The 20,271-nt window shown below is 66.4% G+C and carries 14 protein-coding genes and 1 pseudogene; 12 read left to right on the forward strand and 3 right to left on the reverse strand.

Features of this window, described 5'->3' with window-relative positions; all coding sequences use genetic code 11:
- The first annotated feature begins 476 nt into the window (after positions 1 to 476).
- From ACIBK8_RS35095 to ACIBK8_RS35135, 9 genes are all read left to right on the forward strand, one after another.
- Positions 477 to 1,625, forward strand: coding sequence for a YncE family protein (locus ACIBK8_RS35095; protein WP_399046677.1), 1,149 nt, complete (start codon positions 477 to 479; stop codon positions 1,623 to 1,625).
- Positions 1,622 to 1,840, forward strand: a complete 219-nt coding sequence (locus ACIBK8_RS35100) for a hypothetical protein (protein ID WP_399046678.1) — start codon at positions 1,622 to 1,624, stop codon at positions 1,838 to 1,840. The genes ACIBK8_RS35095 and ACIBK8_RS35100 overlap by 4 nt, the downstream gene beginning before the upstream one ends.
- Before the next feature lie 48 nt (positions 1,841 to 1,888).
- Complete coding sequence (locus ACIBK8_RS35105; RefSeq protein WP_399046680.1) at positions 1,889 to 3,037, forward strand: YncE family protein; 1,149 nt, start codon at positions 1,889 to 1,891, stop codon at positions 3,035 to 3,037.
- A complete protein-coding gene (locus tag ACIBK8_RS35110; protein ID WP_399046682.1) occupies positions 3,034 to 3,825 on the forward strand; it encodes a hypothetical protein in 792 nt (263 codons plus the stop codon). Before ACIBK8_RS35105 ends, ACIBK8_RS35110 begins: the two co-directional genes overlap by 4 nt.
- A 66-nt stretch (positions 3,826 to 3,891) precedes the next feature.
- Positions 3,892 to 6,660 (forward strand): DUF6603 domain-containing protein, encoded by a 2,769-nt coding sequence (locus ACIBK8_RS35115; RefSeq protein ID WP_399046683.1) that lies wholly within the window; start codon positions 3,892 to 3,894, stop codon positions 6,658 to 6,660.
- A 22-nt stretch (positions 6,661 to 6,682) separates the two neighbouring features.
- Complete coding sequence (locus ACIBK8_RS35120; protein ID WP_399046684.1) at positions 6,683 to 9,058, forward strand: hypothetical protein; 2,376 nt, start codon at positions 6,683 to 6,685, stop codon at positions 9,056 to 9,058.
- A gap of 56 nt (positions 9,059 to 9,114) precedes the next feature.
- On the forward strand, positions 9,115 to 12,930 hold the full coding sequence (locus tag ACIBK8_RS35125; RefSeq protein ID WP_399046685.1) for a hypothetical protein: 3,816 nt from the start codon (positions 9,115 to 9,117) through the stop codon (positions 12,928 to 12,930).
- Positions 12,927 to 14,069, forward strand: coding sequence for a hypothetical protein (locus ACIBK8_RS35130; RefSeq protein ID WP_399046687.1), 1,143 nt, complete (start codon positions 12,927 to 12,929; stop codon positions 14,067 to 14,069). The genes ACIBK8_RS35125 and ACIBK8_RS35130 overlap by 4 nt, the downstream gene beginning before the upstream one ends.
- Positions 14,066 to 15,157 (forward strand): hypothetical protein, encoded by a 1,092-nt coding sequence (locus tag ACIBK8_RS35135; protein WP_399046688.1) that lies wholly within the window; start codon positions 14,066 to 14,068, stop codon positions 15,155 to 15,157. The genes ACIBK8_RS35130 and ACIBK8_RS35135 overlap by 4 nt, the downstream gene beginning before the upstream one ends.
- Before the next feature lie 108 nt (positions 15,158 to 15,265).
- On the opposite strand, the gene ACIBK8_RS35140 is transcribed toward ACIBK8_RS35135, so the two are convergent.
- The gene (locus tag ACIBK8_RS35140) at positions 15,266 to 15,772 is read right to left on the reverse strand and encodes a hypothetical protein (RefSeq protein WP_399046690.1); all 507 of its coding nucleotides are present in this window, start codon (positions 15,770 to 15,772) and stop codon (positions 15,266 to 15,268) included.
- An 83-nt stretch (positions 15,773 to 15,855) separates the two neighbouring features.
- The gene (locus tag ACIBK8_RS35145; protein ID WP_399046692.1) at positions 15,856 to 16,590 is read right to left on the reverse strand and encodes an HNH endonuclease family protein; all 735 of its coding nucleotides are present in this window, start codon (positions 16,588 to 16,590) and stop codon (positions 15,856 to 15,858) included.
- A 467-nt stretch (positions 16,591 to 17,057) separates the two neighbouring features.
- Between ACIBK8_RS35145 and ACIBK8_RS35150 the strand changes: the two are divergent.
- Positions 17,058 to 17,323, forward strand: a pseudogene (locus tag ACIBK8_RS35150) (flavoprotein); the annotation flags it as partial.
- A 445-nt stretch (positions 17,324 to 17,768) separates the two neighbouring features.
- Positions 17,769 to 18,884 carry an IS110 family transposase gene (locus tag ACIBK8_RS35155; protein ID WP_399046693.1) on the forward strand — a complete coding sequence of 372 codons (1,116 nt, stop codon included), beginning with the start codon at positions 17,769 to 17,771 and terminating at the stop codon, positions 18,882 to 18,884.
- Here ACIBK8_RS35155 and ACIBK8_RS35160 read toward each other — a convergent pair.
- Positions 18,838 to 19,077 (reverse strand): winged helix-turn-helix transcriptional regulator, encoded by a 240-nt coding sequence (locus ACIBK8_RS35160; protein WP_399046694.1) that lies wholly within the window; start codon positions 19,075 to 19,077, stop codon positions 18,838 to 18,840. The two genes, ACIBK8_RS35155 and ACIBK8_RS35160, sit on opposite strands and share 47 nt — an antisense overlap.
- A gap of 103 nt (positions 19,078 to 19,180) precedes the next feature.
- Between ACIBK8_RS35160 and ACIBK8_RS35165 the strand changes: the two genes are divergently transcribed.
- Positions 19,181 to 20,089: an MBL fold metallo-hydrolase gene (locus tag ACIBK8_RS35165; RefSeq protein WP_399046695.1), complete on the forward strand. Its 909-nt coding sequence runs from the start codon at positions 19,181 to 19,183 to the stop codon at positions 20,087 to 20,089.
- The last annotated feature ends 182 nt before the right edge of the window (positions 20,090 to 20,271 follow it).

Here is a 20,271-nt window from a genome sequence, read left to right on the forward strand (position 1 = left end):
CTACGAGAAACGCGCCTACATCTACCTCGGCACTCTAACCCTCGCAGCACTCATGATCTGGCTCCGCACATGATCCGAGAAACAGTGCCTAGGGCCATGCGCCCTGACTACACGCGGAGGGCTGTACCTGGTCTGGCCGCGTAAGCGCTACCCCACTTCTTCACCGGACATATCTGGTGGCATGCGATTTCCGGTTGCCGAATACGCTAGTGCACTAATTTTGTCACGACCGTCCGGTTTGTTTCTCTGCTTCGCTGCCTATAGACACTTGCCGATCTGGGCGTATGGATAACAATGATCACTCTCGCGGCCTATAGCTTCTTGGTCTGCTCGGGTATTTCTAGTGGGATGGGCTTGCCGTTGACCTATCGAAGACATCCACTGGGGAAATGAGGTAAGTGCTCGCCCCCTGCTGTTGCCTGGACTGCGAGACTCAATGGCCTCACGCCACTGCTCTGTTGGGGAAAGGGTGAGCGATGTCTGGAATTGAAATCTACGTGTGGCAGAAAAGGTTGGAACGGCGTCCTAAGCCACAAAAATCGCAAACCTATTTCAGGCGGGTGAAGTTGACTGCTGACCCTTCGGGCTATGTGGTGCCGCTCTCCGAGGCGGGGGTCGAGTTTTATGCCCCCGATGTGGGTGATGTAGATGGATGGCTATACGACCAGCGTAGTGGGCTCTTTTATGAAGATGCTCACTTCGCTATCTATGAGTGTCACCTCTCGAAGAAAAAAGAGGAAGTGTGTGGAGAGAGGGACGCTTTGCCGGTGGAGCAGATGGACCTTTCGCAGACGTTGTGTCTTCTTTCGGGAGCTGGTGGCGCCGGAGCTGAGCTTTTTGGTGTTCTTGATGGCGGGATTAAGGTGTATGGCGAGCCGGTAAAGTCCCGCTTTGGTCTTGGCCGGTCGGGCGCCAAGAGTACCTGGTACCCCCTCGGGAATTTCGTGCCGAAAGGGATGAAGGTTTACGACACGACTTTCTTCTGGGCGTCGGATCAGGGTAAGGCCGCCGTTTGGGTGTGCGCCCTCTGTGGAAGTTCGACCAGTGGTTCGAGTGGAAAGAAGGGACTCCTGATTACGTCGCTGGACTCTCTCGTGCCCGGCGTGTCCCCTTCTGTCCCCGGGCTCCCGCCCGTGCTCTCGGTGCCGGGCGACGTCAGGAATGTCGCGGTAGATCCCGATGCTGCGTACGTATGGATGCTGGGGAATGAGGCTGTCTATCGCCTTCATCTCAAGAGTGGTGACGCCGTCGAGTCATTTGCTGTCGATGGCGCGCCGGATGGAATCGATTTCTGGATCGAGGACAAGGATCACGCGTGGGTCGTCGTGGCGTGCGCCTCGGGAAATATTCCGCTTCTTCCTGTGCATGGTTCGGTAAATGCTCAACATCCGATCATCAAGGGTGAGCCGCTGCCGAAGAGCCCTCTTGTGGGGTTCTCGGGAGTAGCTATCAGGGAATCCGATGGCCGGGCGTTGATCACTTGGTATCCGTATCTCGAAAGGGTCTACATTCGCGATGTGGACCTCAAGGCAAGAAAAGTGTTGCATCATATGCAACTCCCAGAGCGGGACAAATTGAACAATACCGATTCCAGTGAGTATTTTTTGCCTGGGTGGACGCCGTGAGTGGCAACGCGCCCACCGCATGCGCGGCATTGCCGACGCAGCAGAAGGATGAGGGTTTGCCGCTGGTGTACTGGCTTGAGGGCGCTTCGGTGCGCAGTTTCCAGCAGGACGCGGGGGATCGTCACGGCAGCTCCTGGCCGCTGGGCCGGAATGCGCAGCCATATGGGGACGCCTTTTCGGAGGTGAAGATGAAGCTGGGTGCCGACCGGCGCTAGAATTTTGTGCGGAATTTCGCTGCTGTTCTGCTGAGGAAAGGATGAGTGATGTCTGGAATTGAAATCTACATGTGGCAGGAAAGGTCGGAACGGCATAAGCCTGACTGGTTGCAGTATTTCAGGCGGGTGAAGTTGACTGCGAAAGGTGATTCGGGCTATCCGGTGTACCTCTCCGAGTCGGGGGACGAATTCTACGCTCCCAAGATTCGTGATGTGCCTACTGTGAAGTATGACCAGCGCAACGGGCTCCTCTATGAATCTGATGGCAGGAAAACCTTCGAATGTCACCTTTCGAAGAAAAAAGAGGAAGTGTGGGGGGGGAAGAATGATTGGCCGATGGAGCAGTTGAATCTTTGGGTGCCGGCGTGCCTTCTTTCGGGAGCTGGCGGAACTGGAGCCGACCTCATCGGGTTCTATAATGATGGGATCAAGGTGTATGGCGAGCCGGTAAAGTCTCACTTTGGTGTCGGTCGATCAAGTGCCAAGAATACCTGGTACCCCCTCGTGAGTTTCCTTCCGAAAGGCATGAAGGTCCTCGATACGGATTTCTTCTGGGCGTCGAACCAGGGGAAGGCCGTGATTTGGGTGTGTGTCCTCTGTGGAAATTCGGACAATGATCCGGGTGAAAAGAGGAGGCTGCTGAGTGTGCCGCTGGACTCTCTTGTGCCCGGCGTGCTCCCTTCTGTTCCCGGGCTCCCGCCTTTTCTCTCAGTGCCGGACGACGTCCAGCATGTTGCGGTAGACCCCGATGCTGCGTACGTGTGGATGACAGGATGGGGGCAGGCTATCTATCGCCTTCATCTCAAGAGTGGTGACGCCGTCGAGTCATTTTCTGTCGATAGTGCGCCGGGCGGAATCAATTTCTGGATCGAGGACAAGGATCATGCGTGGGTCGTCGTCGCGTGCACCTCAGGAAATATTCCGCTTCTTCCTGTGCATGGTTCGGTAAATGCTCAGCACCCGGTCATCAAAGGTGAGCCGCTGCCGAAGCGCCGTCCTCTGGGGTTCGGGGGAGTGGCTATCAGGGAATCCGATGGCCGGGCGTTGATCACTTGGTATCCGTATCTCGAAGGGGTCTATATTCGCGATGTGGACCTCAAGGCAAGAAAAGTGTTGCATCATATGGAACTCCCGGTGCCGGAAAAATCGGAGAATACCGAGTCCGGTGAGTATTTTCTGCCTGGGTGGACGCCGTGAGTGGCAACGCGCCCACCGCATGCGCGGCATTGCCGGCGCGGCAGAAGAATGAGGGTTTTCCACTGGTGTACTGGTTTCAAGGCGCGATGGTGCGCAGTTTCCTGCAGGACGAGAAGAGTGGGTTACCAACAGATCGTTGGGAGGACAACGAGGATCATCATGGCGTCTCCTGGCCGTTGGACCGGAAGGCACAGTCATACGGTGATGCCTTCTCGAAGACGAAAGGGAAACTGGGTGTTAACGGGCCGATTGATGTGTTCGTGTGGCAGCCGCAGAAAGAGCCTCATCCGCTGTTGTGCGCGGTTGTGCCGGGGGAGGGTTCGACGCCTGTGTTGCGGTCGTTCGACCCCGAGGCGGCCGGCAAGATCCTCGGCCCGGTTACGCCCGGGGAACTGCAGAAGAAGCTGGATTCAGGGGCGCTGAGTGGGGCGTGCGAGATGGACGATCCCGACCGGATCCTGCTGTTCGGTCACGCTGCGGGCAAGGCCAGCGCGTACTGGATGTGGAATACCAGAGCGCAGGTGGTGTCGGAACCTTTTGCGATGCCGAAGGGCTTCACCGCTCCGGTGGAGGCGGCTTTCCTCGGCTACGACACGAAGCCGGATGCTAATGCACTGGACAAGACGTCTCGGGTGATGCGGCTCTATCAGGGTGGGGTGGAGCAGGCGTTCACGGTGACGCCGACGGATTCCACGCAGGATGTGGGCCCGGTGACGTTCTTTCCGCAGAAGAGCGCGGGGGCGTTCTTGCCGACGCTGGAGGCCAAGCTGGCCGGGAAGACATCGTGACCGTCGCAGGTAGGGCGGGGACGGGTACGTCCGGTCCGGAGCCGGAGGTAGGAAGGGCGGCTGGCTGTGGGTGACGCGGAGCGGGCGGACGCGGACAGCCTGGCGGAGGTGCCCGGGGCGTGGCAGTGGCCGGTGGTGCTTTTGGACGGCACAGGTGCCTCTGACGTGGTGCCGTGGTTGACGGGCGCGCAGTTACGGCTGGAAGTGCCGGGCTCGGGCCAGGGCGTGGGGTTGGGGATGGGCCTGGAGGGCAGCGCCGCCGGTCGGAAGTGGTCGGTGGGGGTGGCATCAGCGGCTGCGCAGGGGGCGGGCACGGGCAAGCGGGTGACGTTGGTGACGGCGGCGGTACTGCCGGGGGTCGGGCTTAAGGACCTGCCGTTGGTGGGCAGCCGCATTCCGGCGAACGTGGGGGAGCTGTCGGGGCTTGCGCTGATGGCGCGTAGCAAGGCGACGGCACAGGAAGTGGCCACGAACTGGGCGGAGTTGCAGCGCCTGACGGCTGAGGCCGGTGACGGTTTGGTGCTGACGCCGTCGCAGAAGGTGGTGCAGGAGGCGTCTGCGGCGCTGGGGGTTGCGGTGGGGCTGGGCGGCAGTGGCGGCCCGGTGCAGGTGTGGGTGTCGCTGGTGAAGAACTCGAAGAAGCACTCCACACACATCGGTGCGTCGACGCCGGTGGTGGTGCCGGCGGAGCTGGTGTATTTCGACGGGGGTGCGCCGGGGGCGGCTCTGTGGGTGCAGGTGGGCAAGGCGTTGGGGCCGTTGCGGGTGCACCGGGTGGGTGTGGTCGTGAGCACCGGGGTGCAGACGGCGATGGGGCTGCTGGCGGATGCGTCGTTCCAGGCGGGGCCGGTGGAGTTCGACACGACCGGGCTGGGGCTGGTGTTGTCGTGGAAGGCGGCGGGGGACTTCACCGTCGCGGGGACGTTGGACGGGCTGGGTTTCGCGTACACAGCAGGTCCCGTTCAGGCGTCCGCGGCGTTCGCGCGGGCCCCGAAGCCCCCAGATGGGACACGGCTGATGGTGGCGGGGGCGGTGAAGGTCACCACGCCGGCGGTGAACTTCACCGCGGTCGGCATGTACGCGGAGTTGATTGCCGGGGGAACGTCGGCGTTTGTGATCGGCCGGGTATCGGGCCTTGAGGTGCCCCTGGGCCCTGCGGTGCTGACGGGGCTGACCGGGGGGTTCGGTTACAACTCCGAGTTGGTGTTGCCGTCTTCGCCCCGGGAAGTGGCCGGCCATCCGCTGCTTTCTGCGGATCTGCCGACGGGGAAGGACCCGCTGCAGGCGCTGACCTTCCTGGGTAAGCACGTGCGGCCCCACGAGGGCGCGGTGTGGGCGGCGGCGGGGGCGACCTTCGAGCTGTTCAAGCTCGTCGATGTGACCGCGGTGTTGGCGTTGCAGGTGGAGCCGGGCGACGTGACGGTCGTGTTGCTGGCCGAGGCGTCGGTGCGGTTCCCGCAACAGGGCACCGCGTACGCGCAGTTGGTGCTGGATGTGATGGCCTCCTACCGGTCCTCGACGGGGGCCATCGCGGTGCTGGGGTCGTTGGATCCGGATCGCTGCTATCTGGTGCATCCCAGCTGCCATCTCCAAGGCGGCTTCGCGCTGTGTACGTGGGTTCCGCCGTCGTCGCACTGTGGGGACTTCGTGGTGACCCTGGGCGGCTACCACCCCGACTACCGGCGCCCTTCGCACTACCCGGAGGTGGAGCGGCTGGGGCTGCAGTGGTCGGCCGACCCGGTCCAGATCACCGGGGAGTGCTATGCGGCGGTGACTCCGTCGATGGTGACGCTGGGCGGGCGGCTGGTGGCGTCGTGCTCGACGTCATGGGCCAGCGCGGAGCTGGAGGCGCACCTGAATGTGGTGGTCACCTGGGAGCCGTTTTCCTACCTGATCGATCTGGGGCTCACCGCGCGGGTCTCGGTGCCCAGCCTGGGCTTGAACCTGCATCCGGGGTTGACGTTGACGTTGTGGGGGCCGCCGATGGGCGGGAAGGCGACGGTGTCGCTGCCGATCGTCCCCGACATCACCGTCCGCTTCGGCCCTGGCCGGCCGGATCGCGAGGCGGTGCTGACCTGGGATCAGTTCTACGAGCGGATCTTGGACAAGCGGCCGCTGCAGGTGCAGGTCACCTCCGGCCTGCTGCCCCGATCCCAGTCCACCACCAAAGGCTCGGGCGCGGACAAGGACGAGCTGTGGGTGTCCGCGAACGGCTTCACGCTCGTCTTGTCCACCCCGCTGCCCTGTGCCCGTCTGGAACTGGCCACCACGACCAGCAGCCGGGTCGTGACCAGCGGCGCGACAGTGAATATCCGCCCCATGGGGAAGTCGTCGGGCAAGAGCGTGACCAGCACGTGCACGGTGAAAATCGAGCAGGGCGGCAAGAAGGTGGACGTGCCGCGCATGACGCCTGCCGCGGTGAACTCCGCCGTGCCGTCCAGCGCGTTCGGCACGCCGTTGGACCACGACACGAATCCGGCAGCCAAGGGCGGCGAGGAACTGGTACCTGCCGCGGTGACGGGCCTGACGATGCCCTTCATCACCGAGGCGGAAGGAGCCTTGCCGTCGTTCGACGAGAAGAACCTGGACAACGAGAAAGCCGGCGAGGGCACGATGCCCCCGCCGAAGCAGACGCTGATCCCGGCGGCGAAGTCCGGCTCGCGCGACAGCGTCTACCAGGCCCTCGCCCCGGCAAGCGCCCCCACACGCAACGACGTGGTGCACGCGTGGGTCCGCTACGGGCTGGCCCCGCAAGGCACCGTCGTCGAGCCGGCCGAATTCCGCAGGCGCCTGTGGTCGATGACCGGTGCCGACCCGTTGATGATCTCCTCGTGACCGTGAAAGGCGAAGCGCACCGATGACCAGCCCTACGCTGCAGGTCACCATGGCCGGCCGGCACAAGCCGGCCCTGCCCCCCGGCACATATACCGTCACCGCAGACCAGCAGACGCCGGGGGCGTCGCTGTCGACGAGCCGCACGATCGATGTGCGGGCCCCGCGGTTCGCGCTCGATGCCGCCGATGTGGTGGCTGTCCACCCCATGCCGGGCGATGTCGGTGACCTGAGCCGGGTCCTGCCGCACATCGCGCTGAGGGAATCCGCCCTGCCGTGGGCCAGATCGCAGAAAGACAAGCCCGACGTGCCGTGGCTCGCGTTGCTCGTGCTGCGCGACGGCGACGCCCTGGGCGCCGCCGACGGCACGGGCCTGCTCACCTCCCGCCGCGTGAAAGACCTCGACCCACACAGCGGCGAGGTGTTGGCCCCCAAGCTCACCGTGACCGACGACGAGGGCGAGCAGATGTGCCTGACCGTCGACCTCGACGCCCAGCGCCTCGTCGGCCCTTCCGCCGGCACCGGCCTGTTGCCCACGGCCGCCGAGCTGCCCTGGCTGGCACACGTGCGCACCATCACCCTCGGCACGTCCGGCAAGAGCGGCGAAGAACACGAGCCGCCGCCGGGCTGGCAGGCCGGAGACTTCGGTATCGTCACCACCAACCGTCTCCCACGGACCGCCGGCCTGTACACCGCGGTCCTGGTGTCGTTGGAAGGCTTCGCCGACGACGTTCTCAAGCCGGGTAGCAAGCAGTGGGCGGCGGCCAAGACGGTGCGGATGATTGCCCTGTGGTCCTGGACGTTCACCGCCACCAGCAGCGACAAGGCAAGCTTCCACGCCCTGGCCGACCGCCTGGTGGCCGACAGCGGTCGTGACGAGGCCCTGCTGCGCCTGCCGCGCACACCCCTCACCACCGACGAACAGAAGCTTCCGAAGGACGTGGAAGAGCATGTCACCGCCCGCCTGACCGACGGCGCGGTCCCGGTGGCCTGGCAACTACCCACCGGAGAACGCACGGCTGCCTGGTACCGGGGGCCGTTCACCGCACGACCCGCCCCCGAGCTCAACGATGTCCTGCCAGCGGGCAAGCCCGCGTTCACCAGCGCGGACGCCGCACTGGTGCTGTGGCACAAACAGGGCCTCATCGACGTCGGCTACGCGGCGGCGTTCACCTTGGGCCAGCTCGCGGCTCTGTCCCACCCGGAGCTGGCCTGGAGCGTGTACAAGGCGCGCAAGGCCGCGTATCACGCCGTGCGTGCCAGCCTCGGCGCGCGCATCGAGATCACGCGCGATGACAAGCACGGCCAGCACGTCGAGCCGACGATGCCAGGCCATCTCCAAGACGCCCTGGCCGACGACATGGCCACCGTCCTCACCAGCGGCGTCAAAGCCCTGAGCGACGGCGGCACCAAACACAAACAGGTCCCCACACCCAAGGTTGGTGCTACGCCCCGCCCGGCGGGCGAGCGGGTCACTTCTGGAGAGGTCATTGCCGCCCTGACCGCGACGCCCGGCACTGCGGATGGCGTCGCGGCGGCGCAGGCGGGACCGAAGGCGCCTTCCGCAGGGTTCGCCAAGGTGGTCAGGGCAGCGGGACGGGCGGTCGAGGCCAGCGCTCACTTCCACGGGGAGAAGGTCGCCCAGGCGCTGCCCAGTTGGCCGGAGTTCATCGCGCAGATTCCCTTCCAGCACCTGGTGCCGCACGCGGGCATGCTCCCCGAGCACAGCATCCGCTTCTTCCACCTCGACCCGCTGTGGCTGGACGCGATGGTCGCCGGCGCACTGCGGGCCCAGGCGGTAACCGCGCTCGACCACCATGTGACCACGCTGCTCCACGACCTGATCAGAGGCGACGAGCTCACCACCGGCCCTGGGGCACCGCCGCGCACGGGGGCCTTGATCCGTTCCCCCTTGATCTCCCAGTGGCCGGACCTGATCGTCGAGGCGTTCACCAGCAGCACGCCGGAGCCGGCCAACCAGGTACGCATCACCGCCGCGAGTCCGCTGCCGGACGTGCTGATGCTGCTCTTCCCCGACGCCTGGCCCACCGTCTTGCGCCTGCGGGAGCCGTTCCACGGCCTGAGCATGGGCATGGACGACAAAGATCACCGGCTCATCCTGCATGCCCCGCAGGAGATGACCGTCGATGGGACGAAGAAGCAGCCGGGCACCTCACTGGGGATCTGGACCGAGCCGATTGCCACACGCCCGGCGGCCGGCGGCAGCGAGCCGGATGTGCTGCGCATCGCCGACGACGACAAGGGCTGCCTGCGCCAGCGCCTTCAAGATGCCTACAAGAAGGCGGGCGTTCCGGCCGGGCACGTCCTAGGGCCGGCGTCGGCCGCACTGCAGCTGATCAACGGCGCCCGCTACGTGGACTTCGGCCCCCACCACCACTGACAGCTGCCCCGAGCTTCACCCGCACCAGCCCGCCTCGTTTTCAAGGAGATGCGTCGGTGAGCCAAGAGCCCGCCATCGTGATCGTGCCGATGCGCATGGACGCCCTGCTGGCCAACCCCAACCTGCTGCGCGGCCAGGATTTCTATCGCGCGCCGCTGGTGTTCAAGGACCCCTACAGCGGGCCCGAGCAACGACCGCTGAGCAAGACCATGGTGAAACCCGAAACCGACACTGGCATCTACCTGCACTGGCACATTCCCGAGGCCCTCGGACGCGGCCGGGTGGCCACCGACGCGGCCCCCGACGCCACGACCACGCAGGGCGGCTCGATTACCTTCCCCGCGGCGCCCAACCGCTGGCTGATCATCCGCTACCACGACACCGGCAGCAAGATCACGGCCGCCGGCTGGCTCCTGCACAGCGACTACACCAGCCCACACAACATCCGCACCGACCCCGCAGGCGGTGCGGCAAGCCCGATCGGCGACGGGCTGTGGATGGGGCGGCGTGTGGAGTTGTCCATCACCGACTGGAAGGAACCGTCCGGCACACACCTGCCGCGGCTGACGGTGCTGGGCCCGAACGTGGCCGCCTTCGCCGCGTTCCAGCCCTACTGCCAGGATGTCTTCTCCTTCCGAGACCCCCTCAGCGAGCCCGGCTCGACGAAGGCGGGCAGCCTCGCCTCGGGCGCGCTCAGCTACCTGGTCGCCGGATGGCATGCCGACTCCACCCAGGACATCACCGCCCCCGAAGAGATCACCGATCTGCTGCGCTTTCACGACCACAGCGCACCACAGAAGCCGGCCACCGCCGCCGCCATCGCCGAGGCCCTGCACCTGAGCGACTGGCACTTGGACGACAAGAACCCCCAGGCCAAGGATCTGGCCGACACCGCCCGCACCGTCTACCACGCGAGCGTACTGACCTTGCCCTGGGACAACGCGGACAATGCGGACCTGGCCAACGGCAACCGCCCGGTCCACGTCAAGCAGGACGTCCGGCTCTCGGTCGGCCACGACGTGGCCGACGCCCTGGACGCCCTGATCGAGCAGAGCCTGACGATGACGAAGAAGACCTTCAAGGGCACTGCCACCGAACGGGCGGCGCTGCTGCGGGCCTTCCACACCGCCCGCCTGGATCTGGCCGATCACGCCGCTCAGCCCGCCGATGCCCACCTGCTGCTCGACGACGCCCACCACCGTGACGGGTTCCGCTCCACCCCCGCAGGGCACCACTGGAAGATGACCACCACCGACGCGGGCCCCAACCCCACCCGCGACGCCAAGCTGGCGGAGCTCAATCACGCGCAGCAGACGCTCGATGACGCCCTCTACCAGGCGGCTGCGTTGCGTAGGCGCCTGTGGGATGTGTGGTGGCTCAACGAACGCTGGAAGACCACCCACAACAACACCTCCCGCGAGGGCTTTGCCGAGGAACTCGCCCCCACCGGCCACGGCCTGGCCCACAGCCTCGCGACCACACTCACCGAGGTCACCGCGGCTGTGAGTGCCCGCGATAAGGCACGCAAGGCGCTGGCCAAGGATCTGGCCCCCGACGTCCCGCTCGAAGAGGCCCCCCTGGCCGCCGTGCCGCTGGCTCCGTACCTTGCCGCCACCGATCCGGCCGCGGTGCTGTGCGGGACCGGCTACCCCACCGACCGGCCCCTACGCCGCGACGAGCCCCTGCCCACCCGCACCCCGGGCAAAGTCCTGACCGGCATCGACATCCACGACAAGGCCGGCGGCAAAACCACCGTCACCGCCCCCACCGGCAACGCGCTGCCCCAGCCGCCGGGCCTGGCGAAGGTCACCAGCGGTCAGAAAGCCCTCGACGACGCCGTCCGTCGCCTGCTGGGTGAGCTGTTCGTCCTGCACCACACCGCGCAGCAGGTCAAACCGGCCCCCGGCGCCCAGTGGAAGGACCTGCACGTCCCCGGCGAGGACACTCTCCTGCTGACCCCGGTCCCGAAGGACGGTGCGATCCCGGAGTTCACCACCACCTGGGAACAGCCCTGGCATCCCCTGTTCCTGGAATGGAAACTGTCGTACTACCCGCTACCCTACGACCGACAGGGCCCGGGGGCGTATTGGGACTTCGACGGTAGCCGCCGCACGGTGGCCGGCGACAAGGCTGCCACTGAGGCCGTGCAAGAAGCCGGCAAAGCACCACGCCCGTACGCGCTGCTGGGGCGTTCCCTGGTCGCGCCTGTGCCGCGATTCAGCCTGCAAGGGCGCGTCGACGCCTACCTGGACACCTTCTCCGGGGGCGAACTGCTCACGATGCTCCAGCGGTTCAGGCGCGCGGTCCCCGAGTGGGACCTGAACTCCCTGACCCTCGATGGCCTACGGGCGGCCCTGGCGCACCGCACCAACGCGAGTCTTCGCACCACACCGCCGGCCAAGCCGCCGGGCGGGTACATCGATCCGCCGGTGGACTGGGCCGACCCGGCCCGGAAGGTCAACCAGTTCGTTGAGGCCGTTCAGTTCAGCTTCGCCCAGGCCGTCCTGGTCGACACCTTCGGCCGCTCCACCAGCTTGTTCGACCCCACCAAGGAAGCCGACACCTACCACGTGTACCGGGCGCGCAGCGTGCTGCCGACGCCGCCGACCACGGTCGATGACAAGAACTCCGACCGGTTCATGCAACTGCCGCCCCGCCTGGCCCGCCCGGCGCGCCTGCGGATCACCGCCCGCCCAGCCGCCGCTCAGATGGACGGCACAGCCGACCGTGAGTACGACGACGAACGCACGCCTGAGCCCCTGCCTGTCGTGTCATGGGTCGTCGTGCGCGGCACCGGCGACGCCTCGCGCCTGACCTTGGACGTCTACGACCATCAGGGCCGAGGCGTGGGCACCGTGCGCCGCATCGGCCCCGATGCCACCCCCGGCCGGCACGCCGGTAGCTGGCGCCCCCTGCCCGGCTCCCCCTACCTCACACCCGCCCTTGTCCACGGCGCTGGCTTCGAGGCGAACGGGCCCCTGCTGGCGGCGTTCGTGCGGTCCCTGGTCGACGTCCACCCCGACGAAACAGCCGCCGACACCACGGTGACGTCCGGCGCCGGCACGCAGTGCGCTCAGCGTCTGGCCGATCTCGCTGACGTCCTCGACCTCTCGCTGTCCGCCACCCACCCCGCGCCGCCCCGCACCCTGGGTACGGCACTGGCCGCAGGACGGCTGCTGGCCCTGGTCCACCTGCGCGCGCACATCGAACTCGACGGCCCACCCGGCGCCGACCCCACCAACTGGGACAGCATCCTCAAAGAAGCCCAAGACCCGCACGCCGACCGCCGCTGGCCGGTGCGTCTGGGAACCCCCGGCGACCTGCGCTGCGGCCTGGTCGGCTACTACGCGGATGCAGCCTGCACCACCTTCCACACCGACCACCGCCTACCCGGCACCACCAGCCACCCCTGGCCGCGCACCGACTACATCAAGCCCATCGGCAACGGCGTCACCGTCACCGCCGCCGCCCACCCCCGCCCCACCAAACGCGACCAGGCTCCCGACGGCGCGGGCCACGCCCTGGCCCTCATCGACCCCTTCCAGACGGTTCACGCCCACACCGACATCCTGCCGACCACCACCTTCGGCATCCCGCGCGCCCAAGTCGACGCCGTCATCGACCAACTGCCGCTGGCCGTGCCCTTCGGCCCCGCCCTCGCGCACACCACCACCCCCACCGAAGGCAGCAGCCGCCTGACACTGCCCGCACCCAGCCCGGCCGGCACCTGGGACCTGGCCACCTTCGACGGGCAGCACTGGCAGCACACCGCCTTCACCCCCGGTGGAATCCCGCCCACCTTGCAGAACACCGCCCCCGACGCCCGCACCGGCCACCTCACCTACATTCCCCAGGACCCCAACGCCTCATGAGCACCACACCCCAAACCCCCACCAGCACGACCACGGCCGGCGACGGCGCGGCGGCCGAGCCCCGCATCACCGTGAGCCCAGGCATCTGGCCACTGCCCGGCACCGACGACCAGACCCTCCACGTGCGCATCCACCAGGCCCCCGACTGCCACACCGTGCGCCTGGCCTGGCCCACCGACCCCACCAGCCCCCACCTCGCCCCCACACCCCAGCCAACCCCATCGGTCGGCTGGTGCGTGGAACCCGACGGCCCCGGCAACCTCACCGCCCGCCGCACCACCCAAGCCCCCGACACGCCCGCCGACAAGTACTTGTTGCATCTGCAGCTCACCGGGATTCAAGTCGGCTCTGTCCCCGGGCCCCTGCCCCTGACCGTCACCGTTGAGACCGGGCCGGACGACAGCCTCGAGTCCACCGCGACCGAGCACCTCATCTACCTGGACGACCAGAACACCAAGCCCCAGATCACCAACTACCAGGCAAAAGACGTGCAGGTAACGCACGGTGGCACTACTACTCTGTCCTGGACCTTCCCCCGCACCGACGGCGCCTTCTACCTCGTCCAGGCCCCCGACCCTGACAGCAAGGGCACCGCCCACGAACAGAAGATCACACCCAAACGCACCAACGACCTCTACACGTGGGACACCGGCCCGCTCACCCAGGACACGGCATTCGGGCTGCGTTGGGAAGGCAAGACCAACGAGACCGAGCACCGCACCGCACTCGCCCTCACCCTGGTCATGGTCGCCAAAGGCGACATCAAAGCCGGCACGCTCACCGCCGACGGCACCGTCACCATCTTCGGCACCCCCCAAACCCTCAAGCTCGCCAGCAAGGCCCCCTTCGCCTACACGCCGGCCCCCACCGACGGCATCGTGCTCGCCGCCCTTCGCTTCGGCAGCGCCACCGGCACCGCGGTGGCGAAGATCCAGGTCCAGCCCCCCACAGGCCAGGCCATCACCGCCGCAGTGACCGCATCATCGACCACCACCGAAGCCCAGACCCAGATCCCCGTCCCGGCCGGCTCCACTCTGCGGGTTCACGACATCACCGCCAAAGCCATCCTCCAGATGTTCTGGGTGCCCTTCGGCCTGGATACCAAGAACACCCTGTCTCTCACCACGGGCCAGAAATGAGCGCACCCCACCTGACCTACGACCTGCCCAGCTACGTCACCGCCGGAAAGACCCAACCGATCCGGATCCTGTGCACCAACCCACCCAACGGGCAAGCGTTCACGGTCAACACCGTCACGGTGAAGATGACCTGCGGCACCGGCGCAGGCGACCTCACCACAGCCACTGACACCGACGCCCTGACCCTCACCCTGCCCGACACCCTGGACTGGGCCACCACCACCCCACTCAGCGACAACAACACCCTCGAAGCAGGCATCCAGCACACCGGCGACGGCTACCTCCTCACCCCAGGCGCTGCGCTGGAGTGGTACCTGAGCGTCCCGGTCAGCGCCACCGAAGGCACCGCACAACTGACCGTGCGCGAAAACAACACCGACGAAAAGGCACTGAGCCTGCCGAAGGCGAAAGCCGGCTTCTTCTTCGGCGAGTTGGAACCCCAACGCTTCGCGGTGCCCGCCGGCGAGTCCACCACACTTTCCTGGACAGCCACCCCGGCCGGCTACGGCCTCAAAAGCGTCCTATATTACAGCACTCCCAACGACGGCGAGCATCAACAAGCCATCGGCCAAGGCACCTACACCAGCAAGCCGATTGTCCTCACGCAGTCCACCAACTTCCGCCTCGACACCACCGTCACACCACCTCCAGGCCACGGCAGCCCCTTCACCATCCCGCTGAACACCTTCGTCACCGTCATCCGCCCCGACCTCGCAGCCACTCTCATCACCGCCGACCGCGCCCCCCTGCTCCTGCAGCCCTTCAACGGCGGTGGCCGCCTCGCCGCCTACCCCTTCCTCTGGCGTACGGCCCCCATCAACCAGACGTTCCACACAGAAACCGACGGCCTGCTCTACATCACCAGCCAAGGAAATACCGCGAACGTTTCCCTCACTGTCGACCTCATTCAAAACAGCAGCACCATTCACATCCTGAAACTGCTCAGCCGCACCGAACGCAACAGCCTGCTCCCCATCCCCCACAACTACTCCGTCCGCATCCAAGCCGAATGCGCCGGCAAGTACCTGCTAGCCCTCAACTGGCAGCCCTTCGGTATCGGCCCCCTACGTCCCACCCCCACTCAGTAACGCTGAGCCCGGCAGGCAAAGCTGCCAGGCACTGTCGGCTTTTCGCATGGCCTTCGGCGGCTGGATATGCCGGCGACGCGCCAGTGGCCCAAGCGCGAGACTGGAAGGTCAGTCCGCAGTGAAGGTTTTGGCCAGCTCTGTGAACGGGATGCCTTCCGGTGCCAATGCCTCAGCGCTCAGCGACCACCCGCCCGGGGCCTTAGCCAGTTCCCCGCGGAATGTCATGTCGTGCTCCGGCGAGGCCGCGAGCAAGGCGGCAACCGAGAAGGACCCGCTCCCGTCGGTCTCCCGGTTGATGAGCAGCTCCTGCAACGTGAAAGGGGTCTGCGGGATGGGTTTTTTAAAGGCAACTACGGCTTCGAAACCCCGTACCGTCGCCTGTGCCTCGAACACACTGGTCACGGTCAAGGAGAATTCGTCGAACCCTCCATCAAGAAAATCTGGAAGCACCCATGCGCTGCCCAACGCCTGTCCCACCCATGTCCTCAGCGCGGCGAAGGTGGCGCCGCCCATTTCATACAACTCCACCCGGCAGTCGGGGGAATCGTCTTGCTCCTGCGGTCCGATGGTCGTTTCACCGATAGTGATCGACCCGTACGACGCTGGTTTCGGCAACGTGCAGCCCTTCTTCTGAGGCGCGGCGGGTGCCGCTCAGTGCGCACACCGAAGGCAAAGATATACGGCCGACAAGCCGTCACCTATGTGCATTTCTTCAGCCCTTCGATGATGTTGTCCTTTTCGGCCTGGAGCACGGAAAGCTTGTAGTGGGCCTTAACTACGACCCACTGTTTCAGATAGGGGCAACGGTAGTACTTAGCCGTGGGCCACCAGGTGTCTGGTTGCCCAGCGCCCTTCCCTGGGCCCGGGTACCGTTGGCCCTTCGACTGGTTCGGATAGGAGGCCACGGCCAGTAGTTGCGGACGAACCAAGTCATTCGCAAATTTTTCACGTCTCGCGTCATCCCACTGCCAGGCACCGGACGCCCATGCATCCTTCAATGGCACGACGTGATCGATATCAAGTCTCACCTTCTTCGTTTTGGATATTACCCAATTCATGGGAGGTATCTTCTTGCCCTGGTAGTTCAAGACCATTCCCGCATACCGGTCCAGCCACACTCCGTTTTCGATCTTGCACTCATTCTGCAGGAACTTTCCGGAGAATTTGTCACGCGCCAGCAGGACAACCGGAATGTTGCATTGAGTTTTGGGGTCCTTGATCCAGCCGCCGAACCTCTTCCGGTCGTAGACCTGTGGTGGGTTACCGGGAGGGCGCACGGTCAAAGAGTTCAGCTGCTGTAGGATCTCCTGTTTGGAGGGCAGCGGAGCTGTGACCACCGATGGGAGCCCGGCCGCGGCCCTGTACGGCGGCGCTGGCAGGGCCAACGCCAGCGTGCTCAGGCCAACCAGCCCCAAGGCTGCGGGATGTGCCATGACGCTCCCTCCAACAGGACAAGGGCAACGCGAAAGAAACGATGTGGCGCCCAAGCAGTGCCGCCGACGCCCCGAGCTTTGTGGGGCCAGCAGTGACAGAAAGGGCAGCAAAGGGGTACGGGCATCTCCTGGTCCGCCCGTCCGGGGACAGGAGATGCACCAGGTGACAACAGAGACGTCCGTTGCGAGATTTTCATGGTGGAACGTCAGCGCAACGCTCCGCGAGTGGAGCAACGCAAACGGGTGAAGGCCACGGCCGTAGCAGCCAGAACTCGACCTGCAGCTCAAACCTCCGCACTGGCCCGGGCATGACCGCAATACCGGCTTCGTCGTCCCGCACCGCAAACGCCACGGACGTCCCCTGCGCATGGCACTTCGTCGAACTACGCTCATGGCCGAGGTGCTGTCGATCGCTCGGGCGCAGCCGGCCCTGGGCGGCCTTGCGCTCGGCATGGGCTTCGGCAAACCGACCTCGGGTGGGACTGGCCGCCAAGGCGGCGGTCGACGACGGGCACGCGGACGCGGTCACCGGATTCCGCATCACCACCCTGGAACGCGACGATGACGGCCGGGTGGTGCTCTCGCCGAGGACGGCCGCCGCCTGGACGCGCTGGACGAGGTCATCGCGCTCACAGGGCTGCGCCCCGACCTGTCCTTCCTCGCCGAGTTCCGTCTCGCTCTGGACGAACGCCTGCAAGCGCCGACCGAGCTGGCGCCATTGACAGACGGAAACGCTGGAGGGGGGAACGGGCGGGAGGTGCTGACCGGAGCGCACTTCAACCGACGGGGCGGGTGCCGGTTATGGCGCCAAGTCCCCGTGTTCTGGCTGAGGCTGTGTCCCGTGTGTGAGCGCGGGTGTACCCGTCCCGCGCACAAAGGCGGCTCCAGCGCTGCGAGTTCCCTTTTCGCTTCTGTGCGCCCCCGCGCTGTGGCTGCTGTGCTGGGAGCATGGGTGGGTGCTGTCCCGGGCCGGGGTCTGACTCATGAGAAGCCTGACCGCGGTGTCTTCCTCACGCTGTGTCGACCGCTGACCGGGGATGGTGCGTTGCCGGCACCGGGCTGGCCGGGTGTGTCCCGATAGGGGCCTGCCGACCAATCAGGCTTATTCACGGTTCTGACCGCCCGCGCGGTCCGGTGCCGGCCACGCGATGTTCCATCGTGCCGGAAGGTGAACGAACATGACCGATACGTCCTTAACACCGCGTGCTCGCCGACGCCGGCCCAAGGGGGAGGTGGTCCTCGGAGTGGACACGCACCGGGACGCTCATGTGGCTGCCGTGCTCTCCCCGGTGGGGGCGGTGATGGGTACCGAAGAGTTCCCGGCCACCGCGGCCGGATACCGCGAACTGCTGCAGTGGGCCGGCGGCTTGGGCACGGTAGGGCGGGCCGGGGTGGAGGGCACCGGCTCCTTCGGAGCGGCTCTCTCCCGCTACCTGCTGACCCAGGCCGTCGAAGTGCTCGACGTAAACCGGCCGGACCGGACCGACCGCCGTCAGCGCGGCAAATCGGACCCGCTCGATGCCCAGAACGCAGCCCGGGCGGTGCTGAGCGGGCGGGCACGGGCCCGGGCCAAGTCCGGCGACGGACCAGTGCAGATCGCCCGGATGTACAAGCTCACCAAAGGGTCGGCGGTCAAGGCGCGCACCCAGGCGATCAACCAGCTCAAGGCCGCCCTCGTCGCCGCCGATCCGGACCTGCGGGAAGAACTGGCCCGGCTGAACAACGCGCAACTCTTCCGTACCTGCGCACGGCTCGCCGACGACAGCAAGAACGACGAGGGCGATGGAGAGGAGGTGCTGCAGGCCACCCGCATTACCCTGTGCCTGCTGGCTCATCGCATCCAGCAGCTCACCGACCAGATCCAGGAACTGGAACGCCGCCTGGCCCTGCTCGCGGAACGCCACGCCCCGCAGCTGCTCACTGTGGTGGGCATCGGCCCGGACACGGCCGTCACTTTGCTGATCACGATGGGGGACAACCCGGAACGTCTGCGTAGTGAGGCGTCCTTCGCCGCGTTGTGCGGGGTCAGCCCCGTAGAACGCTCTTCGGGTACTCGGCAGTACCGTCGCCTCAACCGCGGCGGCGACCGGCAGGCCAACGCCGCCCTCCACCGGATCGTGCAGACCCGCCTGCGCTTCGACCCACGCACTCAGGACTACTACGAACGCCGCACCAAGGAGGGCAAAACCCGACGCGAGATCGGCCGATGCCTCAAACGCTACGCCGCCCGCGAGGTGTTCCACCTCGTCAGGCCCACACCGTCATACCCCCGTCATAGGGGCAGTTCTCGCTGACTCCGGTGAGCGCGGCCCTGAGTTCGGCATAGCGCTTGGTTCCGTCGGCCAGGACCATGATCACCATTCCGCTCCACTGGTCGGCGATCCGGTCCATGCCCATGCGGTTGTCGCGGTCGGCGTGTGCGCCCCGCTTCGTGGACGGCCCCGCCCCCGGCGATCCGGGGCGCGGCCGAATGCGCGCGTCGTCCACGCTTCGAGGGTACAAGCGTCCGCACTTGCAAGTGCGTACTGCCCAACCGCCCGGCGCCGTGCCTAGAGTCGAGGAAAGTCTCTCCCGAGGATCGGCAGCAGGCATGACTCTTCCCGCGCAGCGAGCGCAACTCCGCGTCGGCACGACGTCCATCACGTATCTGCCGGACGGCCACAGCGTCATGTCCGCCGCCGTGGCATTCCCGGAATCGGACTGGTCCGCACACCGGGGCCAGCTCGACGACAGCGGGCAGATCACCCTGTCGTTCGGGGCCTTCCTGCTGCAGTCCGGGGAGCGCAGAATCCTCGTGGACCTCGGGATGGGCGCCGTCGACGTTCAGCTCCCCGGTGTGGGGCGCATGACGGGTGGCTCGCTGCTGGCGAGCCTGGCCGACGAGGGGCTGTCCGCCGAGGACATCGACACCGTCGTCTACACCCATCTGCACATCGACCACGTGGGATGGACCACCGACGTCCCCATGAACCCGCTGGAACCCGCCGAGCGCACTCCGTCCGGACTGACCTTCCCCAACGCCAGGTACTGCGTGTCCGAAGCCGAATGGACGCACTGGACGCAGACCGGCGGCGGCCCGGGTGCGCCCGACCCGCATGTCGTCCTGGCTCCGCTGTCCGACGCCATCGAGTTCCTCGACGACGGAGAGACCATCGCCCCGGGAATCACGGTGCACATCACCCCGGGCCACACCCCCGGGAACTTGGTGGTTGCTGTCACCGACCCGGACGGCTCCGGTTCCGAGCGGGTTCTGATCGTGGGGGACATCCTGCACTCCGTGGTGCAGGTGGCCGAGGCCGAGTGGTCGTTCTTCGCCGACGCGGACCCGCAGCAAGCCCTCGCCGTTCGCAAGGAGGTCCTCACGGCCCCCGGCACCGTCATTGCCGCAGGCCATTTCACCGACCACGTCTTCGGACGCGTGGAGCACTCCGGATCCGGCACGACGTGGACCCCGGTGTTCGACGAACAGCACGACCCGGCCGTAGGGACCGGCGACTGAGAGGCTTCTCCCAGCCTTGGCCGCTGGGACCTGTCCGGCGGATCAGGTCTGAGGACAACTGCGGACAGGTCTCATGTGGTGGGGGGGGCGGGGGGGGGGAACCGGCAACCCGCCCCACCACACTGGGGGGTGCGCGTGGGTGTGGCGGGAGGGGACGCGCCCCGGGCCAAACCCGATGTTGC

This window comes from Streptomyces sp. NPDC050161, assembly GCF_044460025.1.
Lineage (GTDB): Bacteria > Actinomycetota > Actinomycetes > Streptomycetales > Streptomycetaceae > Streptomyces.